Origin of the sequence: Kitasatospora sp. CB01950, assembly GCF_001905465.1 — a bacterium.
Taxonomy (GTDB): Bacteria; Actinomycetota; Actinomycetes; order Streptomycetales; family Streptomycetaceae; genus Kitasatospora.
The window spans coordinates 1-18,424 of sequence record NZ_LISX01000025.1 but is presented as its reverse complement, the minus strand read 5'-3'; the positions used below and the strand labels follow the sequence as shown (position 1 = coordinate 18,424).

Genomic DNA, 18,424 nt, shown 5'->3' with positions numbered 1-18,424 from the left:
GGCCCGCCGCAGGCGAACGCCCCGGACCGCAGGCGGTCCGGGGCGTCCAACAGGCCTACTCCGGAAGCAAGTTGTACTCGCCCAGCAGTTCGCCGATCTCCGAGGTCTCCAGCCGCGCGTTCAGCCGCTTGCGCAGCACGTGCGGGCCGGGCAGGGCCACCGGCTTGCCGTCGCGCAACCGGCTCGTCGCATTCAGCAGCGCCCGCACGTCGTACGTCGACGCGAACACCTCCGGCACGCCGCGCTCCACGCCCAGCAGCCGGTACACCGCCTCCATGCCGGTGCGCACCGAGTACTCGGTGGTGAAGATGCAGTCCCGGGTGGTCTCCGCGAACTGCCCGATGAAGGCGAAGTTCACCGCCCCCGGCGGCACCACGTCCGGGCGGTCACCGGCCGTGCGCGGCATGAAGAACGACGTCACGTACGGCATCATCACCGGCACGCACCTGGCCGCGTCCGCCGCCAGGGCGTCGATCTGCCCCACCGGCACGCCCAGGTGGTACAGCCACTCGCGGGTGATCTCCTCGCCCGTGCACTCCTGCATCGGCTTCTTCACGTAGTCGCCCGGCACGTCCACGAACAGCGAGTACAGCCAGACCACGATCTGGTCCTTCGGCTGCTTCTTGAAGTGCGGCTGCCGGTTCACCGTCCAGCTCAGCAGCCACGACGAGTCGCGGACGGTGACGATGCCGCCCGTCACCACGCCGCCCGAGAACGGGTCGCGCTTGCACACCTTCTGGATGTACTCCGGGATGCGGCGGTCCAGCGTGGTCACCGTCGCCGACTCCCACTTGGTCTGCGGGACGTGCGAGCCGAACACGTCCGGGCGGCCGAAGTCCGGGTGCTTCGCGGCGATCCGCCGCCACAGGTCCCAGGCCGGCGCCGGGCCCTCGTTCAGCTTCGCCGGGGTGTGCTGGTCGCCGTTGTCGGAATTCTCGGTCAGCGAGCCGATGGTGGTGAACAGCAGGTCGTCCGCGGTCAACCGGACCCCGCCCGGCTCCCCGTCGCGGACCCAGTGCAGCGCCGTCGCCTGCTTGCGGCCGTCCTCCAGCGAGAAGTCGACGTCGGTGACCGTGGTGCCGTACTGGAACACCACGCCCTGCCCCCGCAGGTACGCCACCAGCGGCAGCACCAGCGACTCGTACTGGTTGTACTTGGTGAACTTCAGCGCCGAGAAGTCCGGCAGCCCGCCGATGTGGTGGACGAAACGGTGCAGGTAGAGCTTCATCTCCAGCGCCGAGTGCCACTGCTCGAAGGCGAACATGGTGCGCCAGTACAGCCAGAAGTTCGACGCCAGGAAGTCCTCGCCGAACACCTCGTCGATCCGCCGGCCCTCCATCTCCTCGCGCGTCGCCATGAAGACCTTCATCAGGTCGCGCTGCGCCCGGTCGCTCAGCGCGAACAGGCCGTTGGTCTCCGCGTCCCGGCCCTGCCGGTGGGTGACGCGCTGGAGGGAGAAGTTCGGGTCGTCCTTGTTCAGCCAGTAGAACTCGTCGAGGACGCTGGCCCCCTCGATCTCCATCGACGGGACCGAACGGAACAGGTCCCACAGGCACTCGAAGTGGTTCTCCATCTCGCGGCCGCCGCGCACCACGAACCCGCGCTCCGGCTCCTCGAGGCCGTCCAGCGCACCGCCCGGGATGCCCTGCTGCTCCAGGATCGTGATCCGCTCGCCGGCCAGCTGCCCGTCGCGGACCAGGAACGCCGCGCCCGCCAGCGACGCCAGCCCCGAGCCCACGAACCACGCCCGCTTGTCGTCCACCCCTGCGGGCTTGCGGGGCCGTGCGAACGCCTCGTAGTTGCCGCTGCTGTAGTACATCGACGCCACTCCCATCCGTTGCACGGACCGACCAAGATCGTCGGCCTCGGTTCCACCCAACCCGTCCTTACATCCGCACGCACGGCGGGGTGCCCGCATTGCGACGTTCGGGTGAATTGCCCCGTTGATGGGCCCGAGCGCGGTCGGCCGGGGAGGGGGATCTCGGCCCTCCGTGTCCCGAACCGGTGGTGTCGAAATCGTGGTCGTGTTGTAAAGGGATAAATGGTGACGCGTTCTGTCACCTTTGGCGGCGATCGTTGAAGGCATGGAGAACACGAACGATGTCCCGTCCCGCGACAACCTCCCCGCCCGCCCCCTGTCGGGCCGGATCGCCCTGGTCGCGGGCGCGACCCGGGGCGCGGGACGGGCGCTGGCGGTGGAGTTGGGCAGGGCCGGGGCGACGGTCTACGTGACCGGACGGACGACCCGCGAGCGGGTGAGCGAGGTGGGACGGGCGAGCGAGACGATCGAGGAGACGGGGGAACTCGTGACGGCGGCCGGCGGAGTGGGGATCGCGGTGCCCACCGACCACCTGGACGAGGGACAGGTGCGGGCGCTGTTCGGACGGATCGAGGAGGAACACGGGCATCTCGACGTCCTGGTCAACGACCTGTGGGGCGGCGAGCGCCTGACGGTCGAGTCGATCTTCGGGAAGAAGAGCTGGGAGACGCCGCTCGCCGACGGCCTGCGGATGCTGGAACTGGGCGTGCGCTCGCACGTGATCACGGCGGCGCTCGGCCTGCCACTGCTGGTGCGGTCGGCCGCACCGTTGCTGGTGGAAGTCACCGACGGCACCGCGGCGACCAACCGCCGGTACCGCGAGAACCTCTACTACGACCTGGCGAAGAACGCCCCGATCCGGATGGCCTTCGGGCTGGGCGAGGAACTGGCGGAGTACGGCGGCGCGGCGGTGTGCGTGACGCCGGGCTTCCTGCGCTCCGAGCAGATGCTGACGCACTTCGGCGTGACGGAGGAGAACTGGCGGGACGTCGTCTCCGTCGAACCGACCTTCGCGATCGCGGAATCGCCGCAGTACCTCGCGCGCGGGGTGGCCGCGCTGGCCGCGGACCCGCTGCGGGCCGAACGGTGGAACCGGAAGTCGACGTCCAGCGCCGAACTCGCCCGGGTCTACGGCGTCACGGACGTGGACGGCAGCACGCCGGACGCCTGGGCGTACTTCGACGCGATGGGCGAGCGCGGCGAACAGGGCGAACCGGTCTCGGCGGACGACTACCGCTGACGCCCGGCGGGGCCGCCGTCCGGACGCCGGCCCGGAGCGCCGGCGGCCCCGTCGTCCGGCCGCGCCCCGTCGTCCGGCCGCGCCCCGTCGTCCGGGCCTGCCCCGCCGTCCGGGCCTGCCTCGTCGTCCGGGCCCGCCTCGCTGTAGAGCGCGGCGAAGGCCCGGGCATGCCGCGCGAGGCGGGCGCGGAGCGCGGGCGGGGCCAGCACCTCGGCGTCCGCGCCGAGCGAGGCCAGCTCGGCGAACGCGATCTCCTCGGACTCCACGGCCAGTTCGAGGGTGACCCGGCCGACCGCATCCGGAAGCGAGGCGGCGGCCAGCGCCCGCCCGGCCGCGGCCCGGTCGGTGACCTCCGGCAGGCGACGCGCGCCCGCCGGGGTGAGCCGCACCGTGACGGTGGCGCGCAGCAGCGAGAGGGCGAACCGGGCGCTGTGCTCCTGCCAGTACGCCGCCAGGTCGAAGGACGGGTCACGGGTGAACGCACCGTCAACGGGCGTGTCCAGTACGGCGATCCGATCGGCACGGTAGGTGCGGAAGGCCGTGCCCGCAGCGCCCGGGACCCGGCCCACCAGGTACCAGACGCCCGCCTTCAGGACCAGCCCGTACGGTTCCACCCGGCGGGCCGCCCCGGGCTCGCGGCCGGGGCGCGTGTAGGCGAACTCGACCGCGCGGTCCGCCCAGAGCGCGCGCGCCAGCTCCGGCAGCAGCTCGGGAGTGGACGGCTCGCGGAACCAGGCAGGCGCGTCCAGGTGGAAACGCCGGGCCGAGGACTCGGCGGCCGCCCGCAGCGAGGGCAACAGAGTGGCGGAGAGCTTCAGCCGGGCGGTGCCGGCCGCGTCGGAGAGCCCGAGATCGCGCAGCGCGGAAGGCAGCCCGGACAGGTAGAGCGTCTCGGCCTCGGTCGGGTGCAGCGTGGTGAGGCGGGTGCGGTGGCCCGGAGCGAGCCGGTAGCCACCGGCCCGGCCGCGTTCCGACCGGACCGGGATACCGGCCTCCTGGAGCGCCTGGACGTCGCGGATGACGGTCCGTTCGGACACCCCCAACTCCCCGGCCAGTTCGGCGGCGGTGAGGCCGGGGGTCGACTGCAGCAGCAGGGCCATGCGGATCAGACGGGCGGCACGCATGCGCCCAGCATCGCCGATCCGCGACTCGGCGGTCACTTCGCACAACCCCATGAACCTCCGCGGCCATGCCACTAGGGTCGGCACCAGGCCCACGCCGACAGGGGGAACCACCATGACCGGCCACCCGATCGCCCTCACCACCAGCTACGGCGCCCTCCACTTCACCGACCGCCACGGCCACCCCTTCCAGCTGCGCTCCGCCCGCCGTCCCGACCGCTGGCAACCCGTCGCCGCTGCCACCCAGCGCGGCGAAACCCCCTGGCAGACCGCCCTGCGCGCCACCCGCCACCACCTCGGGCTCGACCCCGTCACCGAACAACTCGCCACCGGACGCCGCCTGTTGGCCGTCCTCCACCACGCCCCCACCCCCGAACACCCGCTCGCCCGCACCGGCCACATCTTCGACGGCGGCACCCTCGACGACGAACAACTGCACCGCATCCGCCTCACCGCCGCCCACACCGACTGGGCCGTCGACACCCTCTGGCGCTGGCGCCACCGCATGCACCCCCACGACCACCGCCGCCTGATGCTCGTCGACCGCGCCCGCCGCGCCCGCACCACCCTGGACGCCGAACATCCCGACACCGGCCCCGACGCCTTCGAAGGCGTCCTCGTCCTGGTCACCACCCCCGCCCGCGACCGGGTGCTGCTCAACCTCCGCGACGACCACCCCGGCATCCCCTGGCCCGGCCACTGGGCCCCCGTCGGCGGCTGGCGCGAAGGCCACGAGAGCGCCCACGACTGCGCCACCCGCGAAATCCGCGAGGAGGCCGGCATCGGCGTCACCGCGCTGCGCCCGCTCACCGCCCCGCGGCACCCGCTGCTCGCCGACACCACCGCCGTGCTGCACGCCGTCTACGACGGACCCGACGGCGCCCTCGTGCTCGGCGAGGGACAGGCCCTCCGGCTGGTGCCCCGCACGGAGATACCCGCCCTGCGGACCCCGCCCTACCTGGCGCACTACCTGGAGCACCTCTGACCGGCCCTGACTGTTCATCAGGTGATCGGATTTCACCATCCGGCCTGTGGAAGGCTGGTGTGAGCAGGACGTTCCGTGGATAGGCTTGCGGGCAGCCCGGCCCGACGGGCCGATCCATCAAGGGGGAATCCACACCGAAATGTCGTACCTGCGCACCTTCCTGCCCTGGATCGTCTTCGCGGTGATCCCGTCCGCCCAGTGGCAGTGGGCCGCCCTGGCCGGCCTGGTCGTCGCCGCGGCCGTCATCCTCCAGCAACGCAGGGCCGGAGCTGCCTACGACGCGCTGATCATCGAGCTCGGCTCCGCGCTGTTCTTCGCCGTGCTCGCCGCGATCGCCTTCTCCGACCCGCACTCCGGCGTCCGCGACTGGTCCGCGACGCTGTCCTCCGCCTGCCTCGCCGTGATCGCCGGCACCTCGCTGCTGATCGGCAAGCCCTTCACCCTCGGCATCGCCAAGCGCAGCACCCCGCCCGAGATCTGGCCGCTCAAGCCGTTCATCCGCGTCAACGTCGTCATCACCACCGTGTGGACCGCCGCCTTCGCGCTCACCGCCGCCGCCCTGGCCGTGCTCGCCCACGGCGGCCACGGCCACTCGCTCACCTCCCTGCTGGTGCAGATCGCCGGGTTCGTCGTCCCGATGGTCTTCACCGTCCGCTACGTCGCCCTGGTCCAGTCCCGGGCGCCGCAGAACTGACATCCCGTCACCCGCAGCACACGAGCCCGGCCGCCACCGAAGTGGCGGCCGGGCTCTTTTCCGCCCGAATTCCAAACTCTCGCAAAGGGGCGGTACCGAATTCCACCCGAACTGCCAAGAACAGGGATGGAAAATGGAAAACTGTTGAAGGCCTAAGGAGTTGGCGGACCGCCAGGAGACCCACTGTGGCCTGCGCGGATATCGGAACCTGAATTTCTCCTGAACCCGATCCGTTGACTGCCCGTCAGCCGCTCTGCTTTGCTTCTGGCCCGCCCCAGGAATATCGGCCGCGCCGCGCCCCACCGAGGTGCGGGCGGCCGGAGGAGAGAGGCCCCTCACCCATGGGAATGTCCCCCACCGCCATACGTTCGAGGCTCGCGGCGCTCACCGGCGCAGCCTCGCTCGTGGTCGCCGCCGCCGGACTCGCCGTCACCGCGGCCCCCGCGCACGCCGACACCCCCCAGCCGGCCGCCGCCGCGGTCTCCGGCCAGGCCCACCGCGGACCCGCCGGAACCGGCGGCATCTCCAACGAGTTCAACCCGTTCAGCCCGGCCCTCACCAACAGCACCCTCCCGGGCATGAAGCAGTACGCCAAGCAGAAGCAGGACCGCATCGCCCACCAGCCGCAGGCCGCGGCCACCGGCCAGCAGACCCTGTCCTACGGCGGCGGCATCGACGGCATCGGCGTGCAGAGCGGCCACTCCAAGGTGTACCTGGTCTTCTACGGCACCCAGTGGGGCACCCAGGGCACCGACGCCAACGGCAACCTGACGTTCTCCAACGACACGGCGGGCGCCGCGCAGGCCGCGCAGAACATGTTCAAGGGCATCGGCACCAACGGCGAGACCTGGTCCGCCGACCTCACCCAGTGGTGCGACGGCCCCAACGTCGCCTCCGGGGCGGTCGGTTGCCCGTCGAACGCCGCGTTCGTCCCCTACCAGAGCGGCGGCGTGCTCGCCGGCGTCTGGTACGACAACGCGGGCGCCGAGCCGTCCACCGCCACCGGCCACCAGCTCGGCGTCGAAGCCGTCAACGCGGCCGCCCACTTCGGCAACACCACCGCCGCCGCCAACCGCGACGCCTACTACGTGGTGCTGTCCCCCAAGGGCACCGACCCGGACAACTACCAGAGCCCGACCCAGGGTTACTGCGCCTGGCACGACTGGAACGGCGACACCACCCTCACCGGCGGCGCCGTCACCTCCTCCTACGGAGACATCGCGTTCTCCAACCAGCCGTACAACATCGACATGGGCTCCTCCTGCGGCGTCGGCTTCGTCAACTCGCCCGGCACGCTGGACGGTTGGACCATGACGCTGGGCCACGAATGGCACGAGATGATGTCCGACCAGAACCCGGCCGGCGGCTGGACCAACCAGGTCGCGGGCAGCTCGTACAACGGCCAGGAGAACTCCGACGAGTGCGCCTGGCTCCAGCCCGGCACCGCCGGCGGCGCCGCCAACGTCGGCTTCGGCTCGTACGGCACCTTCGCCGAGCAGGCCAGCTGGTCCAACGACACCAACTCCTGCGCCATCACGCACGCCATCCTCACCCACGGCGGCGGCACCACCAACACCGTCACGGTGACCAACCCCGGCAGCCAGAGCGGCACCGTCGGCACCGCCGCGAGCCTGCAGATCAAGGCCACCGACTCGGCGTCCGGCCAGACTCTGACCTACGCGGCCACCGGCCTGCCCGCCGGCCTGAGCATCAACGCCTCCACCGGCCTGATCTCCGGCACCCCGACCGCCGCCGGCACCTCCTCGGTCACCGTCACCGCCACCGACACCACCGGCGCCGCCGGCACCGCCTCCTTCGGCTGGACCGAGGCCGGCAGCGGCGGCGGCACCTGCACCGCCGCCCAACTGCTCGGCAACGCCGGCTTCGAGACCGGCACCGCCGCGCCCTGGACCGCCAGCGCCGGCGTGGTCTCCAACTCCACCTCCGAGGCCGCCCACGGCGGCTCCTGGAAGGCCTGGATGGACGGCTACGGCTCCGCCCACACCGACACCGTCTCCCAGACCGTCACGATCCCGGCCGGCTGCAAGGCCACCTTCAGCTTCTGGCTGCACATCGACACCGCCGAGACCGGCACCACCGCCTACGACAAGCTGACCGTCCAGGCCAACTCGACCACCCTGGCGACCTACTCCAACGCCAACGCCGCCACCGGGTACGTCCAGAAGTCCTTCGACCTGTCGGCCTACGCGGGCCAGAGCGTCACCCTGAAGTTCACCGGCACCGAGGACGCCTCGCTGCAGACCAGCTTCGTCGTCGACGACACCGCGCTCAACGTCTCCTGACGCGGCACCAAACCCCCCTCGGGGGCGCCGGGGCGGACCCACCACGGGCCCGCCCCGGCGCCGTCGCAGCTGCCCCGACGACGGGACGGAGCCCCGCCATGCCACCGAAGAACGCCCTCGCCGCCGCCCTGCTCGCCCTCGCGGCGCTCGCCGGCGGCTGCGGCCCGGCCGCCACCACGACCGCCGCGTCCGTGGTGCTGAACGAGAGCGCCGACCGCACCCGGATCACCGTCGCGCCCGGCACCACCGTCCGCACCGAACTCCACAGCACCTACTGGTCGCCCGCCACCAGCACCGACCCCGTCCTGCTCGCCCCCACCGGGCAGCCGACCGCCACCACCGGCCCCAGTTGCCGACCCGGCGGCGGCTGCGGCACCGTCACCACCGCCTTCACCGCCCGCACCACCGGAACCGCCCGGCTGACCGCCCACCGCACCAGCTGCGGCGAGGCCCGGCCCTGCCCGCCCGCGCAGCAGGACTTCACCGTCGAGGTGGACATCGCCGCCCCCTGACGGCCCGGGCCCTCTTCTGTGGAGCCCCGGGCCGTCAGCCCGTCAGCCCGTCAGCCCGTCAGAACGTCAGAACGTCGGGTCGACGGGGGAGAGGAGGCCGAACCGGTCCTCCAGGTGCTGGGCGGCGGCCAGGCAGAGGTCCTCGCGGAACGGCCGCCCCACGATCTGGACGCCGGTCGGCAGGCCGTCCGCCGCCGGCCCGGTGGGCACCGCCACCGCCGGGAGGCCGACGAAGCTCGTCACCGAGCACAGCCGCATCGCGGAGGTCACCCGGTCCCGGCCCGCCCGGTCGCGCGACTCCAGGCCCGGCTCCACCGGCGGTTCGGTGAACACCGGGCCGAGCAGCAGCGGGTACTCCTCCAGGAACTCCGCCCAGGCCCGGCGGATGTTCATCCAGGTGCCCATCAGCTTGACCAGCCCGGCCGCGTCCACCTGCGGCGTGGCGCGCATCGCGAAGTCGATGAAACGCTCGCCGCCCGCGCCGAGGATCTTCCGTACGACCGGCCAGGACGGCGTGAACTCGGCGACGGTCAGCCGGTGGAACGCGTCGTACGCCTCGTCGAACCGCGGGACGTCGGCCACCTCGCGGACGTCGTACCCCGCCTCGGCCAGCGCCCCCGCGGCCCGCTCCACGGCAGCCCGGACGGTCGGGTGAACGCCGCGCCCGCCCGGGTCGGCGACCACGGCGACCTTCGGCGGGCCGTCGAGCGGACGGCCGTACAGCGGTGCGGGCACGGCCCGCGGATCGCGCGGATCGGGCCCCGCCAGGCACTCGTACGCGAGCCGCAGATCCGCCACCGTGCGGGCCAACGGGCCGTCCGCGACCAGGACTTGGGACGCCGGGCCGGGATCGTCCGGGCCCAGCATGCGCTGGTCGGCGGCGAACCGGCCGGCGGTCGGGTTCAGCGCTGCGACGCCGCAGAACACGGCCGGGATGCGGACCGAGCCGCCCGAGTCGTCGCCCAGCCCGAGCGCGGCCATCCCGGTCGCGACCGCCACCCCGTCCCCGCCGCTGGTGCCGCCGGGCGTCAGCCCCGCGTCCCACGGGTTGAGGGTGTCGCCGTACAGCTCGCTGCGGGTGTGCATCCCGGACAGGATCAGCGTCGGCATGTTGCTGTGGCCGATCGGGATCGCCCCCGCGGCGCGCAGCCGCGCCACCGGGATCGCGTCGGCCGGCGCCGTCATGCCCGCGAACCGCGGCGTGCCGAAGGTGGTCGCGAAACCCTCGACCCGGATGCACTCCTTGACGGTGAACGGCACACCCGCCAGCGGGCCGAGCGCCTCACCGGCGGCCCGCCGCGCATCGATCCGGCGGGCGTCGGCGCGGGCCCGGTCGGCGAACAGCTGGGTGACGGCGTTGACCCGCGGGTTCACCGCGGCGATCCGGTCGAGGTGCGCCTCCACCGACTCGGCGGCGGACACCTCGCCGGCCCGGACGGCGGCGGCGAGAGCGCCGGCGGAAAGCTTCCACATGGGATCTGTCCTCCTGAACGTTTTTCCGATGCGACTGCATCGGAACAGGACCGCACCCTAGCCCAGGAACCGATACACTCGCATCGAATAAAAGTCGTCACCGGAGGCCGCGAACCGATGCCCAAGCAGGTGGACCACGAGGAACGCCGACGCCGGATCGCCGACGCCGTCTGCGCCCTGATCGACGAACAGGGCCTGGAAGCCGTCAGCCTCCGCGACGTCGCCGCCCGCGCCGAGGTCTCCATGGGCGCCGTCCAACGCTGCTTCCGCAGCAAGGACGAGATGCTCCGATTTGCTCTCGCCCACGTCGGCCACCAGGTCACCGCACGGGCCCGCACCCGCCTGCTCGCCGCCCCCGCCCAGTCCCCGGCCAGCACCGTCGGCCACCTCGCCCACGAGATCGCCCTGCTGCAGGCCCACCAGCGCGCCCAGGCCCGGGTCTGGCTCGCCTTCCTCGCCGCCGCCGCCGTCAACCCCGCCCTCGCCGACGACCTGCGGGGCAGCTACACCGACCTGGAGACCCTGCTCACCCGGCTGATCGCCGACGCCGGCGACCTCCCCGACCCCGCCGCCGAGGCCCGCACCCTGCTCGCTCTCGCCGACGGCCTCACCGCGCACGTCCTGATCGGCCACCGCGCCCCCGAAGAAGCCGAACGCCTGCTGCACGCCCACCTCGCCCGCCTCTGGCAGTGAGGGCCGCGGCCGCACCGGAAAAACCGGTGACACCCGCGCGCCGCCGACCGGACACTGTCCCCGGACCCGCCGTCCGGACACTGTCCCCGGACCCGCACCCCCGCGAAAGGACACCGGCATGACCCTCGCCCGCAAAGGCGCCCGCCGCATCGTCGTCGACGGCACCGCGTACCGCTGGCACGCCGCCCGACGCCACCTCTGCTGTGACTACGAGGGTGGCACCCTCGGCTGGGTCGCCGAGGACGCCGCCCACCCCGGCACCACCCTCGTCGTGGAGACCGGCCGCCGCGCCCGGCTCTCCCCCCGCCCCACCCCGGCCGACCTGATCCTGCCGCGCGAGGTCGCCACCGGCATCCGGACCGCCCTCGCCCGGGGCTGGAACCCCACCGTCAACGGCTCCCCGTTCAAGATCGACCTGCCGAACTCGGAGACGGATCAGGGTTCCTGATACATCGTCAGGACGAGCCGGACGCCCACCGCTCCTCCTCGACGGCGACGGCGGCCCCGACCGGCCCGTGGTGTTCTGGAGCCCGACCGGAACACCCGGCCCACCCGGCCCCGCCCGAGGAGACGCCCGCATGAACTCGCCACCCCCGCACCGCCGTTGCGCCCGCCGCAGCGCCCGCCGCAGTGCCCTGCTCGCCACCGCCTGCGCCCTCCTGCTCGCCGGGCTCGCCCCGGCGGCCACCGCCGAGGCCAAGTCGGCGGACGTCGCCGGGGCGGCCAAGCCGACGGACGTCGTCCAGCAGCGCCTGGACGCGCTGGTCTCCGCCGACGGCCTGCCCGGCGTGCTGGCCGCCGTCCAGGGACGCGACGGCCGGACCCGCAGCTACACGGCGGGCGTCGGCGACCTGGCCACCGGGGCGAAGGTGCCCGCCGACGGGCAGGTCAGGATCGGCAGCAACACCAAGACCTTCGTCGCGGTCGTCGTCCTCCAGCTGGTGGCGGAAGGCCGGATGCAGCTGGACGCCTCCCTCGACACCTACCTGCCCGGCCTGATCCGCGGCGACGGCATCGACGGACGGAACATCACCGTCCGCCAAATCCTCCAGCACACCAGCGGGTTGGCGGACTACACCACCTTCCTCGACCTCTCCGGGACCGATCAGTACGTCGAACCGCGCGACCTGCTCGACGTCGCTCTCGCCCACCCGCCGGACTTCGCCCCCGGCGCGGGCTGGAAGTACAGCAGCACCGGCTACCTGATCGCCGGACTGATCGTCCAGAAGGTCACCGGACGACCCGTCGGCGAGGAGATCACCAAGCGCGTGATCGACCGGATCGGCCTGCGCCACACCTACTTCCCCGCCCAGGGCGACACGGGCATCCGCGAGCGCCACCCGCACGGCTACCTGCCGCCCGAGCAGCCCGGCGCGCAGCCCTTCGACATCACCGAGATGGACCCGTCCTGGGCCTGGGCCGCCGGCGCGATGATCTCCACCACCGGCGACCTGAACCGCTTCTTCGCCGCCCTGATCGGCGGTCAGCTGCTGCCCCCGGCCCAGCTCGCCCAGATGCGGACCACCGTCCCGGCCGACCACTTCGGCCCCGGCGCGCGCTACGGCCTCGGCCTGGCGAGCCACCCGCTGCCCTGCGGCGGCCTGTCCTGGGGCCACGGCGGCACCGTCCCCGGCTACGTCACCCGGGGCGGCGTCACCGAGGACGGCCGCGCGGCGACCGTCGCGGTGACCATGGCTTCGGCGCCGGAGGTCCGGCAGCGGGCGTCCGACGCCGCCGACGCGGCCCTGTGCCGCTGACGTTCCCCGCCCGGTGCCCTTCCTGCCCGGGGCGCTCCCTGCTCCGGGGCGATCCGTGCCTCGGGCGGGACGCGCATCGACCCGCGGTCGCCCGGCCGGAACGGCCGTGACACGCGGGTCGACGAGTGGGGGGGCAGAGGGCTGAGCGGAGGACGGTGGGCGTCGGTCCGGCGTCCGGCGCCCGGGGCCGGGGCTCCTACCAGCTGGCTCCGGCGTCGGTGAAGAAGCCGGAGACGCCGGTGCTGTCCGCACAGATCAGGTGGCTGCCGTGCTCGACCCCGTTCGGGCTGACGACGGAGAAGCTCTGGGCGAAGCAGGCGCCGGTCTCGTCGGCGACGAACGAGGTGTTGCCCCAGTGGGCTTCCGGGCCTTCGTTTGCGGAGGCGAGTCCGGCGCAGCCGAGCATGAGGGGGGCGGTGAGGGTGCCGACGGCCAGGACACGCTTGAGAGCACGCATGAATGATCCCCTTCGAGGAGTTCGGTGTGGCGGCGGGGCACGATGGCGGCCCTGCCACCAACCAGAAGGACATGTGCCACCGAGGCCCGCAATGCGACCATGCAGCCATATAGTCCTCACGGAGAGTCAGGTGCCCTTGTGGGGGGCAGCGGAGGCTGGGCCGAAGGTTCACCCCTTGGGTGGTCGGCCGCTCGCGGTTCCTGATCGGGCGGTTCCTGCTCAGGGTCCCGCCGGACATTCGACCTGATGGGAGATCAGGGCTCCGTGGATGGGCCTGACGCCAAGTCAGGGGTTCGGCGGCCGGTGCGGCATCTCGTGTTCGTGCGTCCGGGCGGTTCTGTGGGTCTGTTGATAGTACAAACTGATAGCGCTTGGTGATGGCTGCGCATAGTCAAGGGCATGACGAGACATCGCCGTGGACCGCTGCGGCTCAGATCCCGAGCGGCTCGCTTGATCAGTGCCGTAGCCGCTGTCGGCGTGGTCGGTGCGGGTGTGGCGGCCACGTTGGGTGCCCAGGCTGCCGGTCCTGCCTTCGAGCGTGCGGCGGTGGTGCCGGAGCGTGTGAGGGCCGCTGGTTCCCCCTTGTTGCAGGAGGATTTCACGGGTGCGGCCGCGGATCCGAGGTTCGTCGCGGTCGGCGCGGCCTGCCTCACCGGGGGGCCTGTCACGACTCCGCTCCCGCCGGACGGGCGTCGGTTGACGGGTTGTCCGGTTCCGGAGGTCGGTCCGGTGCCGCCGTTGGACAGCTCGCCGTTCGGCTACCTGCGGCTCACCGACTCCAGCAACGACCGGAACGCGGCGGTGTTGTTCGATCAGGCGCTGCCGGCGGGCAACGGTCTGGATGTGACCTTCGACCAGTGGCAGTACGGCAGCACCACGCCCGTGACGCCGGCCGACGGCATCTCGTTCTTCCTGGTCAACGGCGATGTCTCGTTGAAACACCCGGGTGCGTTCGGCGGCAGCCTGGGCTATGCGCAGAAGCTGCCCGACGACGACCCCGGTCTGAGTATCCTGCCGGGTGTCGACGGCGGTTATCTCGGTGTCGGTCTCGATGTGCTCGGCAACTATTTCGGCGACTGGGAGCACCGCGGGAACGGCTGTCCGACCCGTTCCCCGGCCGGGACCGGCTTCCGTATTCCGGCGCCGGGGCCCAACATGGTCACCGTCCGCGGCCCGGGGCACGACGTCGAGGGTTACTGCTTTCTGACCGCCACTACCGGCAACTTCTCGACCACCGGCCCTTGGCCGTCGACCCTGCCGGGCACGCTGCAGGGTCCGCTGACGTCGTTGCCGGTCGGTGTGACGCCTTCGGAGGCGCAGACGTTGCTGGAGCCGTCCCGGCGCCGGGTCCATGTGCACCTGACGGCGGCGCCGGCGCCGGTGCTGACGGTCACCATCGACTTCGACGACGGCACGGGTCCGCACCAGGTGCTCAGCGCCCCGGCGCCCCAGCCCGTTCCTGCCACCTACAAGTTCGGCTTCGCCGGCTCGACGGGCCTGTTCACCGATGTGCATCTGATCCGAAACGTGGTGATCGGCACCGACCGGCCGCTGCCCGAACTGAACCTGGTCAAGCAGGCCCACCAGCCCCTGCCCGCGGACCTGACGGTCGGCTCACAGGTCCCGTACGACTTCGTCGTCACGAACTCCGGGAGCGTCCCGGTCGACAACCTGGGCGTCAACGATCCGAAGGTCGGGTCGGTGAGCTGCCCGGTGACGGTGCTGCAGCCCGGTGAGACCGTCACCTGCACTGCCACCTACGCCGTGACCGCGGCGGACGTGGCGGCGGGCCGCGTCGTCAACACCGCGGTGGCTGCCGGAACGGCGGACGGCGACCCGGTCGAGTCGCCTCCGTCGACCGAGACCGTCCCCCTCGTGACGCCGCCGGGCCTTGAGGTCGTCAAGCAGGTGGACGTCCCCGGTCCGTTCCACGTCGGCGACACCGTCCCCTACACGTATGTCGTGAGCAACACGGGCGGCACCGAGATCACCGACCTCGGGGTCCTCGACGACAAGGTCGCCGGCATCACCTGCGACGTCACGACCCTCGCCCCCCGGGGCAGTCCCGGCGACAGCACCCGGTGCCACGGCAGCTACGTGGTCACCGCTGCCGACGCCGACGCCGGTGAGGTGACCAACCATGCCGTCGCCCACGGCGTCTCCAACGATCAACCCGTCACCTCCCCCGAAACCCAGGCCACCGTCCCGGTGGTGGGCCCGTCCTCGGTGGCGCTCTCCAAGGCGGCCGACACCGCGGGCCCCGTCCGTGTCGGTGACACCGTCAACTACACGTACACGGTGACCAATACGGGAGGGACGGTCCTCCACGACGTCTTCGTCGCCGACGACCACTCACCGGCCGTCACCTGCGACAGCACCGTCCTCAACCCCGGTGACAGCACCGTCTGCCACGCCGCGTACGTCGTGACCGACGCCGACCTGGCGCTCGGCCACCTCACCAACCGCGCCGAAGCCGTGGGCGCCAACCCCGAGGGCGAGAGCGTCGTCAGCCCCCCGGAGGAAGTGTCCCTGCGCGTCGTCGGCGAGGCCCAGTTGGTCCTGCAGAAGGCCGCGGACAGCGCGGGCCCGTTCCGGGTCGGGGACGCCGTGTCGTACACGTACACGGTGACCAACACCGGTACGGCGGCGGTGCACGACCTGACGGTGGCGGACGACCATGTCGCGTCGGTCACGTGCTCCCGGACCACGTTGGACCCCGGTCAGAGCATGCTCTGCCATGGCAGTTACGTGATCACGGCCGCTGATGTGACGGCCGGTCACGTGACCAACACGGCGCACGCCAGCGGCACCGACCCGCAGGGCGAGCCGGTGCAGAGTCCGCCGGCCTCGGTGACCGTGCCGGTGGTGGGCGAGGCGGTGTTGGCGATCGGGAAGGCGGCGGACAGTGCGGGTCCGTTCCACCTGGGTGAGGTGGTCTCATACACGTACACGGTGACCAACACCGGTACGGCGGCGGTCGACAGCCTGACCGTGTCGGACGACCATGTCGCGTCGGTGACCTGCGACACGACCACCCTGAATCCGGGTCAGAGCACGACCTGCCACGGCAGCTACGTCGTCACGGCCGCTGATGTGACGGCCGGGCACGTGACCAACACGGCGCACGCCGCAGGGACGGACCCCGAAGGCCAGACGGTCGAGAGCCCGCCCGGCGGAGCGACCGTCCCGGTCGTCGGCGAGGCCCGGCTGGTCCTGCAGAAGGCCGCGGCCGGTGCCGGCCCGTTCCACGTCGGCGACACCGTTCCCTACACGTACACGGTGACCAACACCGGTACGGCGGCGGTGCACAACCTGACGGTGAGCGACGACCGCATTGCGTCCGTGACGTGCGACGTGACGGCGCTGAACCCCGGGCAGAGCACGTTCTGCCACGGCAGCTACGTCATCACCGCGGCGGATGTGGCGGCCGGGCACGTGACCAACACCGCCCACGCCAACGGCACCGACCCGCAGGGCGATCCCGTGCAGAGCCCGCCCGGCGAGGCCACCATCGAGATCGCCGGGGATGCCCAGCTCACCCTGGAGAAGGTCGCCGACAGCGCGGGCCCGTTCCACCTGGGCGACACCATCACCTACACGTACACCGTGATCAATGCGGGGACGGCGGCGGTGCACGACCTGACGGTGGCGGACGACCGTGTCGCGTCCGTGACGTGCGACGTGACGACGTTGAACCCCGGGCAGAGCACGTTCTGCCGCGGCAGCTACGTCGTCACGGCTGCCGATGTGACGGCCGGGCACGTGACGAACACGGCGCATGCGGACGCTACTGGCCCTGAGGGGCAGCCGGTGCAGAGTCCGCCCGGCGAGGCGACTGTGCCGGTGCTGGGCGAGGCTGCGCTGACCATCGCGAAGGCGGCGGACGCGGCTGGTCCGTTCCACGTGGGTGACAGGGTGTCGTACACGTACACCGTGAAGAACACGGGGACGGCGGCGGTCAACGCCCTTGCGGTCGCGGACGACCGTGTGGTGTCGGTGACGTGTGAGGCGACGACGCTGAATCCTGGGCAGAGCACTTTGTGTCACGGCAGTTATGTGGTGACGGCTGCGGATGTGCAGGCGGGCCATGTGACCAACACGGCGCGTGCCGAGGGCACGGATCCGGAAGGCCAGACGGTCGTCAGTCCGCCTGGTGAGGCGACCGTTCCGGTGCTGGGCGAGGCTGCGTTGTCGATCGAGAAGGTGGCGGACAGCACGGGCCCGTTCCGGGTGGGGGACACGGTGAACTACACGTACACGGTGATCAACACCGGTACGGCGGCGGTGCACGACCTGACGGTGAGCGACGACCGCATCGCGTCCGTGACGTGTGACGTGACGACGCTGAATCCCGGTCAGAGCACTTTGTGTCACGGCAGTTATGTGGTCACTGCGGCCGATGTGCAGGCGGGTCATGTGACGAATACGGCTCATGCGGGCGGTACTGATCCGCAGGGGCAATCGGTGCAGAGTCCGCCTGCCGAGGTGACGGTCCCCGTTGTCGGTGAGGCCGCGTTGAGCATTGAGAAGGCTGCGAATGGTGCGGGTCCGTTCCGGGTGGGCGAGGTCGTCGACTACGTCTACACCGTCACCAATACGGGCACTGCCCTCGTTCACAACGTGACGGTCGCGGACGATCACGTCACGTCGGTTGTCTGTGATGCGACGACGCTGAATCCTGGTCAGAGCACTTTGTGTCACGGCAGTTATGTGGTCACTGCGGCCGATGTGCAGGCGGGTCACGTCACGAACACCGCTCGTGCGAACGGCACCGACCCCGAGGGCCGGCCCGTCCAGAGCCCGACCGGCGAAGCCACGGTCCCTGTTGTCGGTGAGGCCGCGTTGAGTGTCGAGAAGGCGGCGGACGGGGCGGGTCCGTTCCATCTGGGCGACACCGTGGATTACATCTACACCGTCACGAACACCGGTACGGCCGTCATCAGCAACTTGGCCGTTGTGGACGACCGCGTCGCGTCGGTCGCCTGTGACTCGACGTCGCTGGCTCCGGGTGCGAGCACGGTGTGCCATGGCAGTTATGTGGTGACGGCCGCGGATGTCCGGGCGGGTCATGTCACGAACACCGCGCATGCGGGCGGTACGGATCCTGAAGGTCGGCCCGTTCAGAGCCCGCCCGGCGAGGTGACGGTTCCGGTTGTCGGTGAGGCCGCGTTGAGCATTGAGAAGGCGGTGGATGGTGCGGGTCCGTTCCACGTTGGTGACACGGTGACGTACATCTACACGGTGACGAACACCGGCTCGACGGTGCTGACGGACGTGTCCGTCCGTGACGACCGGGTCGCGCAGGTGTCGTGCGAGGCGACGACGCTGGAGCCGGGTGCGAGCACGACGTGTCGTGGCAGTTACGTGGTG

At 71.7% G+C, this 18,424-nt stretch carries 13 protein-coding genes; 9 read left to right on the top strand and 4 right to left on the bottom strand.

Features of this window, described 5'->3' with window-relative positions:
- Nucleotides 1-55 precede the first annotated feature (55 nt).
- Nucleotides 56-1,819 carry an oleate hydratase gene (locus AMK19_RS33630; protein WP_073819387.1) on the bottom strand — a complete coding sequence of 588 codons (1,764 nt, stop codon included), beginning with the start codon at nucleotides 1,817-1,819 and terminating at the stop codon, nucleotides 56-58.
- 265 nt (nucleotides 1,820-2,084) lie between these two features.
- Between AMK19_RS33630 and AMK19_RS33625 the strand changes: the two genes are divergently transcribed.
- A complete protein-coding gene (locus tag AMK19_RS33625; protein WP_073819336.1) occupies nucleotides 2,085-3,059 on the top strand; it encodes an SDR family oxidoreductase in 975 nt (324 codons plus the stop codon).
- Here AMK19_RS33625 and AMK19_RS33620 read toward each other — a convergent pair.
- Complete coding sequence (locus AMK19_RS33620) at nucleotides 3,050-4,183, bottom strand: helix-turn-helix transcriptional regulator (RefSeq protein ID WP_083647586.1); 1,134 nt, start codon at nucleotides 4,181-4,183, stop codon at nucleotides 3,050-3,052. The genes AMK19_RS33625 and AMK19_RS33620 overlap by 10 nt on opposite strands.
- A gap of 112 nt (nucleotides 4,184-4,295) precedes the next feature.
- Between AMK19_RS33620 and AMK19_RS38390 the strand changes: the two genes are divergently transcribed.
- The 4 genes from AMK19_RS38390 (at nucleotide 4,296) to AMK19_RS33600 (ending at nucleotide 8,674) form a co-directional block, all read left to right on the top strand.
- Nucleotides 4,296-5,165 (top strand): NUDIX domain-containing protein, encoded by an 870-nt coding sequence (locus AMK19_RS38390; RefSeq protein ID WP_143200555.1) that lies wholly within the window; start codon nucleotides 4,296-4,298, stop codon nucleotides 5,163-5,165.
- Nucleotides 5,166-5,304: 139 nt separating this feature from the next.
- Nucleotides 5,305-5,859, top strand: coding sequence for a hypothetical protein (locus AMK19_RS33610; RefSeq protein WP_073819334.1), 555 nt, complete (start codon nucleotides 5,305-5,307; stop codon nucleotides 5,857-5,859).
- Between the two features lie 341 nt (nucleotides 5,860-6,200).
- Nucleotides 6,201-8,162, top strand: a complete 1,962-nt coding sequence (locus AMK19_RS34855; protein ID WP_083647581.1) for a putative Ig domain-containing protein — start codon at nucleotides 6,201-6,203, stop codon at nucleotides 8,160-8,162.
- A gap of 98 nt (nucleotides 8,163-8,260) precedes the next feature.
- Nucleotides 8,261-8,674 (top strand): hypothetical protein, encoded by a 414-nt coding sequence (locus AMK19_RS33600; protein WP_073819332.1) that lies wholly within the window; start codon nucleotides 8,261-8,263, stop codon nucleotides 8,672-8,674.
- Between the two features lie 66 nt (nucleotides 8,675-8,740).
- Here the strand turns inward: AMK19_RS33600 and AMK19_RS33595 are convergent, their stop codons facing one another.
- On the bottom strand, nucleotides 8,741-10,147 hold the full coding sequence (locus tag AMK19_RS33595; protein WP_073819330.1) for an amidase: 1,407 nt from the start codon (nucleotides 10,145-10,147) through the stop codon (nucleotides 8,741-8,743).
- Between the two features lie 117 nt (nucleotides 10,148-10,264).
- Between AMK19_RS33595 and AMK19_RS33590 the strand changes: the two genes are divergently transcribed.
- The 3 genes from AMK19_RS33590 (at nucleotide 10,265) to AMK19_RS33580 (ending at nucleotide 12,597) form a co-directional block, all read left to right on the top strand.
- Nucleotides 10,265-10,840, top strand: a complete 576-nt coding sequence (locus AMK19_RS33590; RefSeq protein ID WP_073819328.1) for a TetR/AcrR family transcriptional regulator — start codon at nucleotides 10,265-10,267, stop codon at nucleotides 10,838-10,840.
- Between the two features lie 118 nt (nucleotides 10,841-10,958).
- The gene (locus AMK19_RS33585; protein ID WP_073819326.1) at nucleotides 10,959-11,288 is read left to right on the top strand and encodes a hypothetical protein; all 330 of its coding nucleotides are present in this window, start codon (nucleotides 10,959-10,961) and stop codon (nucleotides 11,286-11,288) included.
- Nucleotides 11,289-11,418: 130 nt separating this feature from the next.
- The gene (locus tag AMK19_RS33580) at nucleotides 11,419-12,597 is read left to right on the top strand and encodes a serine hydrolase domain-containing protein (RefSeq protein WP_073819324.1); all 1,179 of its coding nucleotides are present in this window, start codon (nucleotides 11,419-11,421) and stop codon (nucleotides 12,595-12,597) included.
- Nucleotides 12,598-12,793: 196 nt separating this feature from the next.
- On the opposite strand, the gene AMK19_RS33575 is transcribed toward AMK19_RS33580, so the two are convergent.
- The gene (locus AMK19_RS33575) at nucleotides 12,794-13,054 is read right to left on the bottom strand and encodes a hypothetical protein (RefSeq protein ID WP_073819321.1); all 261 of its coding nucleotides are present in this window, start codon (nucleotides 13,052-13,054) and stop codon (nucleotides 12,794-12,796) included.
- 738 nt (nucleotides 13,055-13,792) lie between these two features.
- On the opposite strand from AMK19_RS33575, the gene AMK19_RS33570 reads away from it, so the two are divergent.
- Nucleotides 13,793-18,424, top strand: a 4,632-nt coding sequence (locus AMK19_RS33570) for a DUF7507 domain-containing protein (protein WP_443135063.1), incomplete at its 3' end; no start/stop codon positions are given.

What these genes read in the sequence shown, in the direction of transcription:
- AMK19_RS33575 (WP_073819321.1), bottom strand. Translation starts at nt 13,054, where the DNA reads ATGCGTGCTCTCAAGCGTGTCCTGGCCGTCGGCACCCTCACCGCCCCC.
- AMK19_RS38390 (WP_143200555.1), top strand. Translation starts at nt 4,296, where the DNA reads ATGACCGGCCACCCGATCGCCCTCACCACCAGCTACGGCGCCCTCCAC.
- AMK19_RS33590 (WP_073819328.1), top strand. Translation starts at nt 10,265, where the DNA reads ATGCCCAAGCAGGTGGACCACGAGGAACGCCGACGCCGGATCGCCGAC.
- AMK19_RS33630 (WP_073819387.1), bottom strand. Translation starts at nt 1,819, where the DNA reads ATGTACTACAGCAGCGGCAACTACGAGGCGTTCGCACGGCCCCGCAAG.
- AMK19_RS33585 (WP_073819326.1), top strand. Translation starts at nt 10,959, where the DNA reads ATGACCCTCGCCCGCAAAGGCGCCCGCCGCATCGTCGTCGACGGCACC.
- AMK19_RS33610 (WP_073819334.1), top strand. Translation starts at nt 5,305, where the DNA reads ATGTCGTACCTGCGCACCTTCCTGCCCTGGATCGTCTTCGCGGTGATC.
- AMK19_RS33580 (WP_073819324.1), top strand. Translation starts at nt 11,419, where the DNA reads ATGAACTCGCCACCCCCGCACCGCCGTTGCGCCCGCCGCAGCGCCCGC.
- AMK19_RS33595 (WP_073819330.1), bottom strand. Translation starts at nt 10,147, where the DNA reads ATGTGGAAGCTTTCCGCCGGCGCTCTCGCCGCCGCCGTCCGGGCCGGC.
- AMK19_RS34855 (WP_083647581.1), top strand. Translation starts at nt 6,201, where the DNA reads ATGGGAATGTCCCCCACCGCCATACGTTCGAGGCTCGCGGCGCTCACC.
- AMK19_RS33625 (WP_073819336.1), top strand. Translation starts at nt 2,085, where the DNA reads ATGGAGAACACGAACGATGTCCCGTCCCGCGACAACCTCCCCGCCCGC.
- AMK19_RS33600 (WP_073819332.1), top strand. Translation starts at nt 8,261, where the DNA reads ATGCCACCGAAGAACGCCCTCGCCGCCGCCCTGCTCGCCCTCGCGGCG.
- AMK19_RS33620 (WP_083647586.1), bottom strand. Translation starts at nt 4,183, where the DNA reads ATGCGTGCCGCCCGTCTGATCCGCATGGCCCTGCTGCTGCAGTCGACC.